The following is a 13,825-nucleotide window of genomic DNA, read 5'->3' on the forward strand; positions in this document are numbered from 1 at the left end:
GGTGGGTGACGGCGACCGGCCGGCTGCCACTGCGACTCCCGCAGGGGCAGCGGCCGTTCCCGTCCGAAGCGCCGGTGCCACTTGCGGCCGGGTACACACCTCTGTTTGTGCAGGGCTCCAGTGGCCGGGAGCATCTGCTCGAGGTGTACGTCGCCGGCGATAGCGGGACCCGGCCGGTACTCCGGCACCGCGACCCGACGCAGCCGCCGCGCATCTGGCACCTCGGCCCCGACGACAGGCTCGCACTGATCGTGGGGGTTCCAACACAGTCAGCCAGGACATCCCCTGCTACGTGGGCATCGACGACTCCTCACGCCCTGGCTACCAGGGTCCGACGCCGGAGTGCGCGCCGTGAACGCCCACCGAGACAACTCCATCAACATGCCGGCCTAGTTCTGGCAGCCGAAGAGGCTGATAAGCAGATCGTAGGTCTGGGGCGGCGCCGCGTCGGTGGTGTTGATGGACAGGGTGACCTGCCGGGTGGCGTCGGCCGAGTGATAGCTCCAGGTGCGGCAGCCGAAGATTCCGCCGCTGTGGCCCCACAGGACCAGGCCTGGCAGGCTCAACCGGCTGATGCCTAGGCCGCCGGTGTGGAAGGCGGCGTCTGTTGGCACGGTTGTCTGCATGGCTTCGAGTTCAGCTGGGCGGAGCAGTTCGCCGTTCAGCAGGGCTGCGTAGAAGTGGTTGAGGTCCGTCGCCGTGGAGACGATCCCGCCGGCGGACCACGCCTGTGAAGCGTTGAGCTCTGCCATGTCTACGAGCTCGCCGTCGGCTGACATGTAGCCGTGGGCGTGCGGCTCCGGCAGCTTCGGGTCGTCACCGGGGATGAAGGTCTGCCGCAGATCGAGTGGGCTAAGGATGCGGTCCTCGAGCTCTGTTGCGTACGACTTGCTGGTGGCAGCCTCGATGACCAGTGCAAGCAGGATGTAGTTGGTGTTGGAGTACGACCGCTTCGCGCCCGGCTCGAACAGGGGCTCGTGTCCGGTCGCCATCTTGACTGCGCGCAGTGGTTCCCAGTGCAGGAATCGGTCCCGGACAATGCCCGCGGCGTCAGGCAGGTCGTCGGTGTAGTTGTAGAGGCCGCTCGTGTGGTTGAGGAGCTGGCGGAGCGTGATCCCGTCGCCTGCAGGCACTACGCCGGGCAGCCAGCGGTCGACCTTGTCGTTCAGGCTCAGCACGCCCTCGCCGATCAGCTGCAGTACGACGGTCGCAGTGAAGGTCTTGGTGACGCTGCCGATGCGGAACGATCCCGCCGGGTCCACCGGATCCCGAGTGCCGAGTTCTGCCACCCCGCTCGCACCACACCAGAGTCCGTCGGCGTCGCGGTACTGCATCAGCACTCCAGCTGCGCCCGCGTCGACCAGCGAGTCGAGGACTACCTGCAGACGTTGCTCCCGAAGCCGCATCCCCCACTACTACACGAAGGCGATCACATGCAGCAGACCGACCAGGGAGGCTGCGCCGACGATCTCGCCGGCCGCGATGCGTGCGCAGAGTGAGTCGATCCGGATCCACTCGACACGCTCCGCCTCGTTGATGTCCTCGGGCTCGCCGATCTGGTCGGCACCCTGCGACACGAACAGCAGATGCTCGGCGTCCGTCGTACCGACAGATGGTTGCAGCGACACCAGCGGTACGACGTTGCGCGGCCGCCAACCGGTCTCTTCCTCGACCCCACGGGCGGCCGCGACGGCTGGATCCTCGTCCGGGTCGACGTACCCGCCCGGCAACTCCCAGACCCAGCGATCGATGACGAAGCGGTGCCGCCACATCATCAGGACGTGCTCGCGGGCGTCATCGAGAACGACCACGATCGCCGCCTTGGGCATCCGCAACACGTACTGCTCGAACCGCAACCCGTCCGGTAGCTCAACCGACGCGATACTCAACCGCAGTCGACGCGTGTCGTCGACAACCCGCTCGCCGAGAACCTTCCAGACCGTCGATTCATCCTGACCTGTCACATCGCGACAGTATCCGACCCGTTCGACTGCCGTCCGCCGGTGTATATCCGTTCGCGGGTGATCCCTGGGTGTGAGGTTTCCCCTTGTGGATAAGGGATTGCAGCATCTGATCGAGGCTTGCGTATGGTCTAAACTAGAACGCATGTTCGACGATGATCTGTCCGCGCTGCCGACGGCCGACCTGCTGGAGTCGGCCGCGCAGCACCGCGCCGAGATCAACCGTCTCGAAGCCCGCCTCCTCGAACACGCCCAGCATTTCGCCGACCAGCATCACCCCACCACCAGCCCACCTCGCCCCCGGCTCCATGACTGGGAAGGCCGCGAACGCAGCATCGTGCTCGGCGGCGACGGCTGCCCCGAGATCACCGAGTTCGCCCCCGCCGAGTTCGGCGCCGTCCTGGGGATGTCGACCGGCGCCGCCGCCGGCTACATCGGGCAGGCCCTCGCGCTGCGGCATCGGTTCCCGTTCATCTGGGCGCGCGTCCAATCCGGCGACGCCACTCCCTGGCGCGCCGCCAAGATCTCCACCGCGTGCGAGGACCTCTCGCTCGAGACCGCCGCGATGGTCGACCGGCGGCTCGCCCCGATCGTCGACACCGTCACCCCCTACCGGCTGGACAAGATCATCAAGGCCGCCCAGTGGCACGCCGACCCCGCCGCCGCTCGCGCCGCCGCCGAAGAGAAGGCCCGCGAACGCGGCGTGTACGTCGGCGACGCCGACGACCACGGCACCAAAATCCTCTACGTACGCGCCGCCACTGGCGACATCATCCGCTTCGACGCCACCATCACGAGCATCGCCGACGCCCTCCACATCCTCGGCGACACCACCGCCCTCGCTAGCCGCCGCGCCAAGGCCATCGGCATCATCGCCGACCCTCACTACACCGCCGAACTCCTCCTCCAAGCCCGTGAACACATCCCCGCCCCACTCACCGCGAACCCGACCGAACCACAGCCCGACGACGAACCCGGCGCCAACAACAGGCCCAGGACAAACAAGCCGGACACCCCTCTTGGCCCGCACAACAATGCGGCCCCTGCCGAACCCGGCCCCGCCGAACCTCGCCCTGGTGACCTTCGTCTGGGCGGACCCAGCGCCGGCCACGGACGCGGGCGGGACGGTTCACGCCGGCACGAACCAGTTCGCGACAGGCTCGACCTGCGCGAGCTTGATCTGAGCGGCCCCGACCCGGACGAACCCGGCACCGACGACGAGGCCGACCGCGACGCACCCCACCCCAGCTCCGGCAACCTCCCCGACCCCCTCGACACTCCGCCCCGGCGCCCGCCGCTCGACCCCACTTGGCCCACCCCAACCACCACAGACCCCGGCGAGCCCCTCGACGCCGACGCTCAGCGCGCGCTCGATGCCCGCCTAGCCCACATCAGACAGACCGCCCACACGAGACGAGGCACCGACACAGCCACACGAACCGGTGCCGCACTCAACCCTGCCCGCACCCAGCTACGCCCCGCACACACCCAGGTCTACATCCACCTCACCGACCACACCCTCGCCACAGGCACCGGCATCCTCCGCGTCGAAAACCTCGGCCCGATGCTCGCCGACCAGCTCACCGAACTCATCGGCCACGCCCCGTACACCGTCAAGCCCGTCATCGACCTCAACGAGAGCATCAGCGTCGACGCCTACGAGATCCCCACCCGAATCCGCGAACGCGTCAAACTCACCCACCCCATCGAACTCTTCCCCTACGGCGCCCGCGAAACCACCCACACCATCGACCTCGACCACATCCGCCCCTACAACCCCGCCGGCCCACCCGGCCAAACCAGCACCGACAACCTCGCCCCACTCGGCCGCCGCCACCACCGCATCAAAACGCACAGCAACTGGAACGTACGCCGCCTCGACCAAACCACGGTGGAATGGACCACCCCCAACGGCTTCACCTTCCACGTGACCCCCACAGGCACCCACCGAGTAGCCACACCCGAGGCCGAGGGGTGATCACACTGTCACCACAACTGCAGCAGCCCGCGGGTACTTGGTTACATCGGATGGCTTGTGGGCGTAGGGGTTTCACGAAGGGATGTGTGGTTGCGGAGTGGGTGTCTGGTGGTTGGCTGGAATGCGGGGATTGTTAACTTTGCAGCGTATTATCCGGCCGTGACGTTGCGACGCGGGGAGCTGGCGGCGCCCGCGCGAACGTTGGTGGGGGTGCTGCAGGACACGGCCGACAAGTACGCCGATGAGCCGGCGCTTGATGACGGCAGCGTGAGCCTGAGCTATCGCGAACTGCTGGCCCAGGTCACCAAGTTCGCCGGACGCCTGACCGCGGCAGGCATCGGCCCGGGCGATCGCGTCGGCGTACGAATCTCGTCCGGTCACAACGACCTGTACGTCGCCATCCTCGGCACCCTGCAGGCGGGCGCGGCGTACGTCCCGGTCGACGCAGACGACCCGGACGAACGCGCAGAGCTGGTCTTCGGCGAGGCCGCGGTCGCCGCGACCGTCGCCGACGATCTCGAGCTGACCGTCCTGCGCCCGCAGCCTGGCCCCATCCCGGACAACGAGAACGCAGACGGCTACTTCGACTACCCCTACAGCGCCCGGATGGATTCCTCCAGTACGGCGGACGCCCGGCGACCGCATCACGACGGTCCGCGACCGGAGGACGACGCGTGGATCATCTTCACGTCGGGTTCGACCGGCGTACCGAAGGGTGTCGCGGTCACACACCGTTCGGCGGCCGCGTTCGTGGATGCGGAGGCACGGCTGTTCCTCCAGAAGGAGCCGATCGGCCCCGACGATCGCGTACTCGCCGGCCTGTCGGTCGCGTTCGACGCGTCCTGTGAGGAGATGTGGCTGGCCTGGCGTCACGGTGCGTGCCTGGTCCCGGCGCCGCGATCGCTGGTCCGCAGCGGCATGGACCTCGGCCCATGGTTGGTTGCCCAAGGCATCACTATCGTCTCGACCGTGCCGACCCTGGCGGCACTCTGGCCGGCCGACGCGCTGGACCAGGTCCGGCTGCTGATCTTCGGCGGTGAGGCGTGCCCGCCCGAGCTCGCGGAGCGGCTCGCCGTCGACGGCCGGGAGGTCTGGAACACGTACGGCCCGACCGAAGCAACCGTTGTCGCCTGCGGCGCACAGCTGACCGGCGAGGGCCCGGTCCGGATCGGTCTTCCTCTGGACGGCTGGGATCTCGCCGTCGTAGATGCCGAAGGCAACGAAGTATCGGAAGGCGGCATCGGCGAGCTGATCATCGGCGGCGTCGGCCTGGCCAGGTACCTGGACCCGGCCAAGGATGCCGAGAAGTTCGCCCCGATGCCGACCCTCGGCTGGGACCGCGCATACCGCAGCGGCGACCTCGTCCGCTACGAACCCGAGGGCCTCCTCTTCCAGGGTCGCGCCGACGAGCAGATCAAGCTAGGCGGCCGCCGGATCGAGCTCGGCGAGGTCGACGCCGCACTCCAAGCCCTACCCCAGGTCACCGGCGCCGCAGCCGCGGTCCGCGCAAGTGCCGCCGGTAACCAGTTGCTCGTCGGGTACGTCGTACCCGAGGACCCGGACACGTTCGACCAGGCCAAGGCGACCGAGCGGCTCCGCGAAGCTCTCCCCGCGGCGCTCGTACCGCTGCTGGCCATCGTCGACACACTCCCCACCAGAACGTCGGGCAAGGTCGACCGCAACGCCCTCCCCTGGCCGCTGCCCGGCATGGACTCCGACGGCCCCGCAGCCCTGCTCGACGGCACGGCAGGCTGGCTGGCCGAGCGCTGGACGAAGGTCCTCGGCGCCAAGGTCACCGGCCCGGACAACGACTTCTTCCTGCACGGCGGCGGCAGTCTCGCCGCAGCGCAGCTCGTGTCGGCGCTGCGCGAGCGCTACCCCGATGTGACCGTCGCCGACATCTACGAGTACCCGCGACTAGGCGCCCTGGCCGATCGGCTCGACGAGTCGACCGTCCTGATCACCGGCCCAGTCGAGGTCCGCGAGATCAAGCCAACGCCGAAGTCCACGCAACTACTCCAGACCGCGCTGACCCTGGTGCTCCAGACCGTCGTGGGCGTCCGCTGGCTCGTCTACCTCTTCACGCTGAACAACCTACTCGCCGAGCTGGTCGGCCCGCTGCCCTGGCTCCGGACGGTCTCCTGGTGGTGGATCATGGCCGGCTGGCTGGTCCTGATCACCCCGGCCGGGCGGATGAGCATCGCCGTCGTCGGCGCCCGCCTGCTCCTGCGCGGCGTGAAACCCGGCACCTACCCACGTGGCGGCAGCGTCCATGTCCGGCTCTGGGCGGCCGAGAACCTCTCCGACGCAGCCGGCGCGGCCAACCTCGCCGGCGCACCCTGGATCGCGTACTACGCCCGCGCACTCGGCGCGAAGATCGGCCGCGGTGTCGACCTGCACACGCTCCCACCGGTCACCGGCATGCTCACGATGGGCCGCGGCGCGTCGGTCGAGCCCGAGGTGGACCTGGCCGGCTACTGGACCGACGGCGACCAACTCCACGTCGGCGCGATCAGCATCGGCGCCGAGGCGGTCGTCGGCTCCCGCAGCACGCTCCTCCCCGGGGCCGAGATCGGCCGGAACGCCGAGATCGCCGCCGGGTCGGCCGTCTCCCGCAAAGTCCCCCCGAACGAGCGCTGGTCCGGCTCGCCCGCCACCCGCGTCGGCCGCGCCCGGCATCCCTGGCCGGACCACCGTCCCGCCCGCGCGCCGTGGTGGGTTCTCGCGTACGGCGCTCAGTCCGCGGTGATGTCGTTGATCCCGGTGGCCGCTGCCGCCGCGGCGATCGTCGTACTGGGTCGCGCCCTCCGAGGAACCGAAACACTGCAAGCGGCGGCGCTCAAGGCCCTGTCCGCCATCCCGCTGATGACGCTGGTCGGATTCGTCACGCTGGCCCTCCTGACACTGATCGGCGTACGGCTGCTCGGCATCGGCATCAAGCCGGGCCATTACCCGGTACGCAGCCGGATCGGGTGGCAGGTGTGGGCAACCGAGCGCCTGCTGGACTCGGCCCGGACCCTCCTGTTCCCGCTGTACGCGAGCCTCCTGACGCCGTGGTGGTTGCGCGCGCTCGGCGCCAAGATCGGCCGAGACGTCGAGGCCTCGACCGTGCTGCTGCTGCCGAAGATGACGACGGTCGGCGAGGGTGCGTTCCTGGCTGACGACACGATGATCGCGTCGTACGAGCTGGGCGGCGGCTGGCTGCACGTGGCCGGCGCGAAGGTCGGCAAGCGTGCCTTCCTCGGGAACTCCGGGATGACCGCGCCGGGCCGCTCGGTGCCGAAGAACGGCCTGGTCGCGGTCCTGTCGGCGGCGCCGAAGAAGTCCAAGGCGGGTACGTCGTGGCTCGGTTCGCCGCCGGTGAAGCTACGCCGGCAGGCCGTCGAGGGCGACCAGAGCCGCACCTTCAACCCGCCGACGCGGTTGAAGGTCGCCCGGGCGCTGGTCGAGCTGTGCCGGTTCGTGCCGATGATGTGCACGGTGCTGATCGCACTCGGTGTGCTGTTCGGGCTGCAGGCGATGGATCTGTGGATCGGCCCGTGGGCGACGTTGCTGCTGTCCGGCGCGGTGATCCTCGCCGCCGGCGCGGTCGCGGGCGGGATGGCGACGGTCGCCAAGTGGCTGATCGTCGGCCGGACCCGCGCGGTCGAGTACCCGCTGTGGAGCTCGTTCGTCTGGCGCAACGAGGTCGTGGACAGCTTCGTCGAACTGGTCGCGGCACCCTGGTTCGCGAACGCGGCCGCGGGTACGCCGGTCCTCGCGCTCTGGCTGCGGTCTCTCGGGGCCAAGATCGGCAAGGGCGTCTGGTGCGAGACGTACTGGCTGCCGGAGGCGGATCTGGTCACCCTGGGCGACGGCGCCACGGTGAATCGCGGCTGCGTGCTGCAGACGCACCTTTTTCATGATCGAGTTCTCTCCATGAGCACAGTCACCTTCGGACCAGGCGCCACCCTCGGGCCGCACGGCATCGTCCTGCCGGCCGCCACGGTGGGCGCGGGAGCTACCATCGGTCCGGTGTCTTTGGTGATGCGTGGTGAAGGTGTGCCGGCCGGGACGCGCTGGGCCGGGAACCCGATCGCCCCCTGGCAGGGCTGATGGTTGCCCGCACGACAGGGCAGCCCGGAGCGTCGACCGCAGGCGATCCCTACGTGCCCTCCCACGGCAACGGCGGCTACCACGTGGAGTCGTACGAGCTGGACCTGGACTACCGGGTCAACAGCAACCGGCTGAGTGGCAAGGCGACGATCACCGCGGTCGCCAACCAGGCGCTGTCCCGGTTGACCTTCGACCTCTCCGGTCTGCGGGTCGCGAAGGTGTCGGTCAACGGCCGCCGCGCCGCCCGCTACATCCACCGCGCCGGCAAGCTGCATGTGACGCCGCAGGCCGCGATCATGGACGGCGCCGAGTTCGTCGTCGACGTCCAGTACGCCGGCAACCCCAAGCCGGAGGACAGTCCGTGGGGCGAGCTCGGGTGGGAAGAACTCACCGAGGGCGTGATCGTGGCCAGCCAGCCGAGTGGCGCGGCCACCTGGTTCCCGTGCAACGACCACCCGGGTGACAAGGCCCACTACCGGATCACGGTGACCACCGACTCGCCGTACCAGGTGGTCGCGAACGGCCGGCTCGTGTCGCGCCGGGTGAAGGCGAGCCGCACCACCTGGGTGTTCGACCAGGCCGCGCCGATGGCGACGTACCTGGCGACGGTCCAGATCGGCCGGTACGACGTCCTCGACCTGGCCGCGTCACCGGTGCCGATCCGGGCGGTGCTGCCGGCCGCGCACCTGCGGCAGTTCAGGACGGACTTCGGCCGGCAGCAGGAGATGATGAAGCTGTTCTGCCGGCAGTTCGGGCCGTACCCGTTCGAGGGCTACACGGTCGTGGTCACGGACGACGACCTGGAGATTCCGCTGGAGGCACAGGGGATCTCGGTCTTCGGCAGCAATCACGTGGACGGCCGGCGGACGTCCGAGCGGCTGGTCGCGCACGAACTCGCCCACCAGTGGTTCGGCAACAGCCTGACTCCGTCGACCTGGCAGCACATCTGGCTCAACGAGGGCTTCGCCTGTTACGCCGAGTGGCTGTGGTCGGAGGCGTCCGGCGGCCTGACCGCCGACCAGCAGGTGTCCAAGGCGTACACCCGGATGAGGGGCCTGTCGGCGGACCTGATGCTGTCGGATCCCGGGCCGGAGATGATGTTCGACGACCGGCTCTACAAGCGCGGTGCGATGACCTTGCATGCCCTGCGCAAGCATCTCGGCGACGACGCGTTCTTCAACCTGCTCCGGACCTGGACCAGGACGTACCGCCACGGCTCGGTGACCACCGACGACTTCATCAGCCTGGCCGCGACGTTCAGCCCCAACGAGCCAGCGCTCCTGGAACTGTTCGCCGCCTGGCTGGACAGCTACGAACTCCCACGGCGGCGCTAGCCAGGAGCTAGGTGCGAGCGACCTCCGCCGCAGCCTTCAGGAAGCGTTCTGTGAGCGGGGTCCGGGTGGACCAAGCGGCGCCGATCCACCACGACGCGGCCCGGCCCGGGAGCGGGGTCAGGCGGAGCTCCGGTGGGGCGATCCGTTCGGCGGACTGCGGTACGACGGAGGGCCCGGCACCGGCGGCCGTGAGAGCGAGCACCGTCTGCAGGTCGGCGGCTTCCTGAAGCACTTGCGGATGGCAACCGAGTTCGGCGTACAGACCGTTGATCTGGGCGGTCAGGCCGGGACCCCGCGACGGCGTGAGGCGGACCAGCGGACGATCGTCGAGCCAGCGGCCGACGTCGCGCGGTACGTCCTGACCGACTGGGAGGGCCAGGGCGAGCCGGTCCCTGCGGAGCCGGAGGCGTTCGAGGCCGGCCGGGACCGGGAGCCGGACGAAGCCGATCTGGAGGCTGCCGGCGAGCAGGCGTTCGCATTGCACCGCCGAGGACATGTCGTCGAGGGAGATCGACACTCCCGGCCATCGACTGCGGAACAAGGCGACGGCTCGTGGCGCGAGGTCGATCGCGGAGAGCCCGAATCCGATCGCCAGCGATCCCTGGTCACCCGCTGCGACCTGTACGGCGCGCCGGTCGAAGGCCTCGGATCGCTCGAGCAGTCCGAGTGCGTCGGGTAACAACAACTCCCCGGCCGGCGTCAGCCGGGCACCGTGCCTACCGCGAGTGAACAGGACGGACCCGACCCTTCGCTCGAGGACCTGGATCTGCTTGGTGAGTGCCGGCTGACTGGTCGCCAATTCGTCGGCCGCGGCCCCGAAGTTCCGCAGCCGCGCCACCGTGACAAAGGTCCGGAGCAATCGGAGATCCATAGCCCCAGGATATGGAATGTCGACCAATCGCTATTGGACGTCATGGATCGATCGGCGTTTCGATGGGCGCATGACCCTCTTCCGCAGCGCCGTCGTCCAGTTCGAGCCGGTCCCGGACCAGCCCGCGGCCAACCTCGCCACCGTCGAGCGTCTGGCCCGGGAGGCGGTCGCCGACGGCGCCCAGCTCGTCGTACTCCCGGAGATGTGCCTGCTCGGCTACTGGCACCTCCGCAACCATTCCGCCGAGCGGCTGCACGAGCTGGCCGAGCCCGCCGACGGACCGCTGGTCAGCCGGATCGCTGCCCTGGCTCAGGAGTTGGAGGCCGGCCTCGGCGTCGGCTTCCTGGAAACTGCCGACGGCAAGCTGTTCAACTCGTACGCCGTCTGCCTGCCCAACGGCGACGTCCACGTGCACCGGAAGCTGCATGCGTTCGAGCACGAGGAGATCGCGAGCGGATCGTCGTACACGGTGTTCGACACGCCCTGGGGCTTCCGCGCGGGGGTGCTGATCTGCTGGGACAACAACCTGGTCGAGAACGTCCGGATCACCGCGTTGCTCGGGGCAACCGTCCTGATCGCGCCACACCAGACCGGCGGGACCAACTCGCGCAGCCCGTATGGAATGAAGCCGATCCCGGTGGAGGTGTGGGAGAACAGGAAGCAGGATCCGGCGGCTGTCGAGGCCGCGTTCAACGGTCCGAGCGGCCGGGAGTGGCTGATGCGCTGGCTGCCGGCGCGGGCGCACGACAACGGGCTGTTCCTGTTGTTCAGCAACGGTGTCGGGCGGGACGACGACGAACTGCGGACCGGCAACGCGATGATCCTGGATCCGTACGGCCGGATCGTTGCCGAGACCCCGGTACCGGACGAAGCCGTGGTGACCGCGGACCTCGATCTGGATCTGGTGCCGTTGGCAACCGGACAGCGGTGGATGCGCGGTCGCCGACCGGAGCTGTACGGCCTGCTGACGCAGGTGATGGGTGACGAACTCGATCCGCGGGCAGCCCGGTTCTCGAGCGAGCCGGTCAGTAGATAAGGGCTGTAGCGAACGCCGTGATGCCTTCGCCGCGGCCGGTGAACCCAAGGCCGTCGGTGGTTGCCGCGCTCACGGACACCTCGGCATCGCAGCCGGCGCTCAACACCTTCTCCGCCTCCTCGCGGCGGGGTCCGATGCGGGGCCGGTTGCAGACGATCTGGACCGACACGTTGCCGATCTCGAACCCGGCGGCTCGCACCCGCCGCGCCGCCTCGGTCAGCAGCGCGATCCCGGACGCGCCGGCCCACTCGGGCTCGGCGGTGCCGAAGTTCGACCCCAGGTCACCCAGCCGGGCCGCACTGAGCAGCGCGGTGCAGATCGCATGCGCGGCCGCGTCGCCGTCGGAGTGACCCGCGAGCCCAGCTGTCTCCTCCGGCCAGTGCAGGCCGGCCAGCCACATCGGGCGGCCTTCCTCCAGCGGGTGTACGTCGATGCCGTTGCCGACCCGTGGGATCTTCACCCGAGCCGCCTCTCCGCCAGCAGCGCCTCGGCCAGCAACAGGTCCTGCGGGCGGGTCACCTTGAACGCGTCCTGCGACCCCTCGACCGTCATCACCGGCACCCCGAGCCGCTCACACATCATCGCGTCGTCGGTCACCCTATCGATGCCGGCGGCATGCGCACGACGTAGTACGCCGGGCTCGAAGCCCTGCGGAGTCTGCACGGCGACCAAAGTCGAACGGTCGGGCGTGTCGACCACCTCGCCCGTCGGCGACACCCGCTTGATCGTGTCCGTCACCGGCACCGCCGGTACGACGGCCGGTGCGCCGCCACGAACCGCCGCGACCACCCGCTCGACCATGTCGGCCGGGACGAATGCGCGCGCCGCGTCATGGACCAGGATGCAGTCGATGCCCTCGGTCGGGACCACATCCAGGGCCGCCCTGACCGAGTCGGGGCGTTCCGCGCCGCCCGGGACCACGAGCAGCCGGGCGTCACCGGCGTACGGCTCGAGTTCCTTGGCCACCGATTCCTCGAACCCGGGCGGAACGGCGACGACAAAACAGACGAGGTCGGCGGCGGACGCTGCCTTCAGTCCACGAACGGCGTGGACCAGCAGCGAATCGCCACCGACCTCTCGAAATGCTTTGTAGTTCTCACCACCGAGTCGCAGTCCCAGTCCGGCCGCCGGGATGATGGCCGCAGTGCTCATGCGACGCGATCTGACCGAAGTCAGGAAGCGAGAACCTCATCGAGGATAGCTTCCGCCTTGTCCTCATTGGTGTGCTCGGCCAGGGCCAGCTCGGAGACCAGAATCTGACGTGCCTTCGCCAGCATCCGCTTCTCACCGGCGGAGAGACCGCGGTCACGCTCACGGCGCCACAGATCGCGGACGACCTCTGCCACCTTCATCACGTCACCGGAGTGCAGCTTCTCCAGGTTCGCCTTGTAGCGACGCGACCAGTTGGTCGGCTCCTCCGTGTGCGGTGCGCGCAGCACGTCGAAGACGCGCTCCAGGCCAGCCTGATCCACGACGTCACGCACGCCGACGAGATCGAGGTTGCACGCGGGGACCCGGACGACCAGGTCGTTCTGAGCGACGATCCTCAAGACCAGATAGGTCTTGTCCTCACCTTTGATCTGACGGGTCTCGATGTCCTCGATGACGGCCGCTCCGTGATTGGGGTAAACAACCGTCTCGCCGACTGTGAAAGTCATATGTCACGTGCCCCTTTCCGAGATCCATCTTACCACGTGCTGGGTGGTCCGGTTTCGGCGTTTGCGCTGGTCAGAGGCCTATTCGTGCCTTGACAAACGCTGTCCGCCGTGCCTCGTGCGCGCGTGATTGGTTGCCAGGGACACCGTCGCCACACCCCGTGACGGGCATCCCGCCGTCGGGGCCGGAGCAGCCCCCGGCTACGCTTTCCTGCGCCGGAGGCTGCTGCCTGACGGCGTCGAACAGCTTGCAGAAGAGGGATTCCAGTGCCGATCACGTTGTCCTCGCGGTTTGTCCGGCGTACCGCGCTGGCCGGTGCCGCCGCCACTCTCAGTATCGCGCTGGCGGCGTGCGGCGCGAACTTCGGCGCCCAGACCGCGAAGCCGTACCAGGCCGCCGAGGGCACCAACGCCGACTCCGGCTCGATCAAGGTCCGCAACATGCTGGTGCTGGCCACTGCGGACGGCAAGGGCCAGCTGCACAGCGCGATCGTCAACGACGGCAGCACCGACGACACCCTGGTCAAGATCGAGCAGGCCCCGCCCGGCACGCAGGACGGCCAGGCCGGCGGCGACCAGCCGGGCCAGGTCACGTTCAGCAAGTTCGCGCCCATCGACCTGAAGGCCGGTACGTCGACCATGCTGCCGCCGGCGGCAGGCGAAGCGACGGCGAGCGCGACCCCCACGGAGACGCCGTCGGCGGACCCGACCGCGACCCCGACCGAGACGCCGGGCGGAGACGCCAGCAAGGGCATCTCCGTCACCGGGGGCAAGCCGGGCCAGATGATCAACGTGGTGATCACCTTCGGCCAGGCCGGCCCGATCACCACCTACATCCCGGTGCTGACCGAGAACCACTACTCGCCGACGCCGCCGCCGGCCGAGTAGTAGCCCC

The 13,825-nt window shown here is 69.0% G+C and carries 11 protein-coding genes; 5 read left to right on the plus strand and 6 right to left on the minus strand.

Features of this window, described 5'->3' with window-relative positions:
• Positions 1-389: 389 nt before the first annotated feature.
• Positions 390-1,406 (minus strand): serine hydrolase domain-containing protein, encoded by a 1,017-nt coding sequence (locus OG817_RS32260; protein ID WP_406048447.1) that lies wholly within the window; start codon positions 1,404-1,406, stop codon positions 390-392.
• Positions 1,407-1,415: 9 nt separating this feature from the next.
• A complete protein-coding gene (locus OG817_RS32265) occupies positions 1,416-1,964 on the minus strand; it encodes an NUDIX hydrolase (protein ID WP_406048448.1) in 549 nt (182 codons plus the stop codon).
• A gap of 85 nt (positions 1,965-2,049) precedes the next feature.
• Between OG817_RS32265 and OG817_RS32270 the strand changes: the two genes are divergently transcribed.
• The 3 genes from OG817_RS32270 to OG817_RS32280 all read left to right on the plus strand — a co-directional run bounded on the left by OG817_RS32270 (position 2,050) and on the right by OG817_RS32280 (position 9,368).
• Positions 2,050-3,939: a DUF222 domain-containing protein gene (locus tag OG817_RS32270; protein WP_406048449.1), complete on the plus strand. Its 1,890-nt coding sequence runs from the start codon at positions 2,050-2,052 to the stop codon at positions 3,937-3,939.
• Positions 3,940-4,098: 159 nt separating this feature from the next.
• Positions 4,099-8,034 (plus strand): Pls/PosA family non-ribosomal peptide synthetase, encoded by a 3,936-nt coding sequence (locus OG817_RS32275; protein WP_406048450.1) that lies wholly within the window; start codon positions 4,099-4,101, stop codon positions 8,032-8,034.
• Positions 8,034-9,368, plus strand: coding sequence for a M1 family metallopeptidase (locus tag OG817_RS32280; RefSeq protein WP_406048451.1), 1,335 nt, complete (start codon positions 8,034-8,036; stop codon positions 9,366-9,368). The genes OG817_RS32275 and OG817_RS32280 overlap by 1 nt, the downstream gene beginning before the upstream one ends.
• Before the next feature lie 7 nt (positions 9,369-9,375).
• On the opposite strand, the gene OG817_RS32285 is transcribed toward OG817_RS32280, so the two are convergent.
• Positions 9,376-10,239 (minus strand): LysR family transcriptional regulator, encoded by an 864-nt coding sequence (locus OG817_RS32285; RefSeq protein ID WP_406048453.1) that lies wholly within the window; start codon positions 10,237-10,239, stop codon positions 9,376-9,378.
• A 70-nt stretch (positions 10,240-10,309) separates the two neighbouring features.
• Here OG817_RS32285 and OG817_RS32290 point away from each other — a divergent pair, with 70 nt between their 5' ends.
• Positions 10,310-11,275, plus strand: a complete 966-nt coding sequence (locus tag OG817_RS32290) for a nitrilase family protein (protein WP_406048454.1) — start codon at positions 10,310-10,312, stop codon at positions 11,273-11,275.
• Here the strand turns inward: OG817_RS32290 and ispF are convergent.
• From ispF to OG817_RS32305, 3 genes are read right to left on the minus strand one after another with little or no spacing between them, the layout of a single operon-like run.
• Positions 11,265-11,675 carry a 2-C-methyl-D-erythritol 2,4-cyclodiphosphate synthase gene (ispF, locus tag OG817_RS32295; protein ID WP_406057558.1) on the minus strand — a complete coding sequence of 137 codons (411 nt, stop codon included), beginning with the start codon at positions 11,673-11,675 and terminating at the stop codon, positions 11,265-11,267. The two genes, OG817_RS32290 and ispF, sit on opposite strands and share 11 nt — an antisense overlap.
• A 56-nt stretch (positions 11,676-11,731) precedes the next feature.
• Complete coding sequence (gene ispD, locus OG817_RS32300; RefSeq protein ID WP_406048455.1) at positions 11,732-12,427, minus strand: 2-C-methyl-D-erythritol 4-phosphate cytidylyltransferase; 696 nt, start codon at positions 12,425-12,427, stop codon at positions 11,732-11,734.
• Positions 12,428-12,447: 20 nt separating this feature from the next.
• Positions 12,448-12,933, minus strand: a complete 486-nt coding sequence (locus OG817_RS32305; RefSeq protein ID WP_012918679.1) for a CarD family transcriptional regulator — start codon at positions 12,931-12,933, stop codon at positions 12,448-12,450.
• A 264-nt stretch (positions 12,934-13,197) separates the two neighbouring features.
• Between OG817_RS32305 and OG817_RS32310 the strand changes: the two genes are divergently transcribed.
• Positions 13,198-13,818: a hypothetical protein gene (locus OG817_RS32310; RefSeq protein WP_406048458.1), complete on the plus strand. Its 621-nt coding sequence runs from the start codon at positions 13,198-13,200 to the stop codon at positions 13,816-13,818.
• Positions 13,819-13,825 lie beyond the last annotated feature (7 nt).

Origin of the sequence: Kribbella sp. NBC_00889 (assembly GCF_045207705.1) — a bacterium.
Taxonomy (GTDB): domain Bacteria; phylum Actinomycetota; class Actinomycetes; order Propionibacteriales; family Kribbellaceae; genus Kribbella.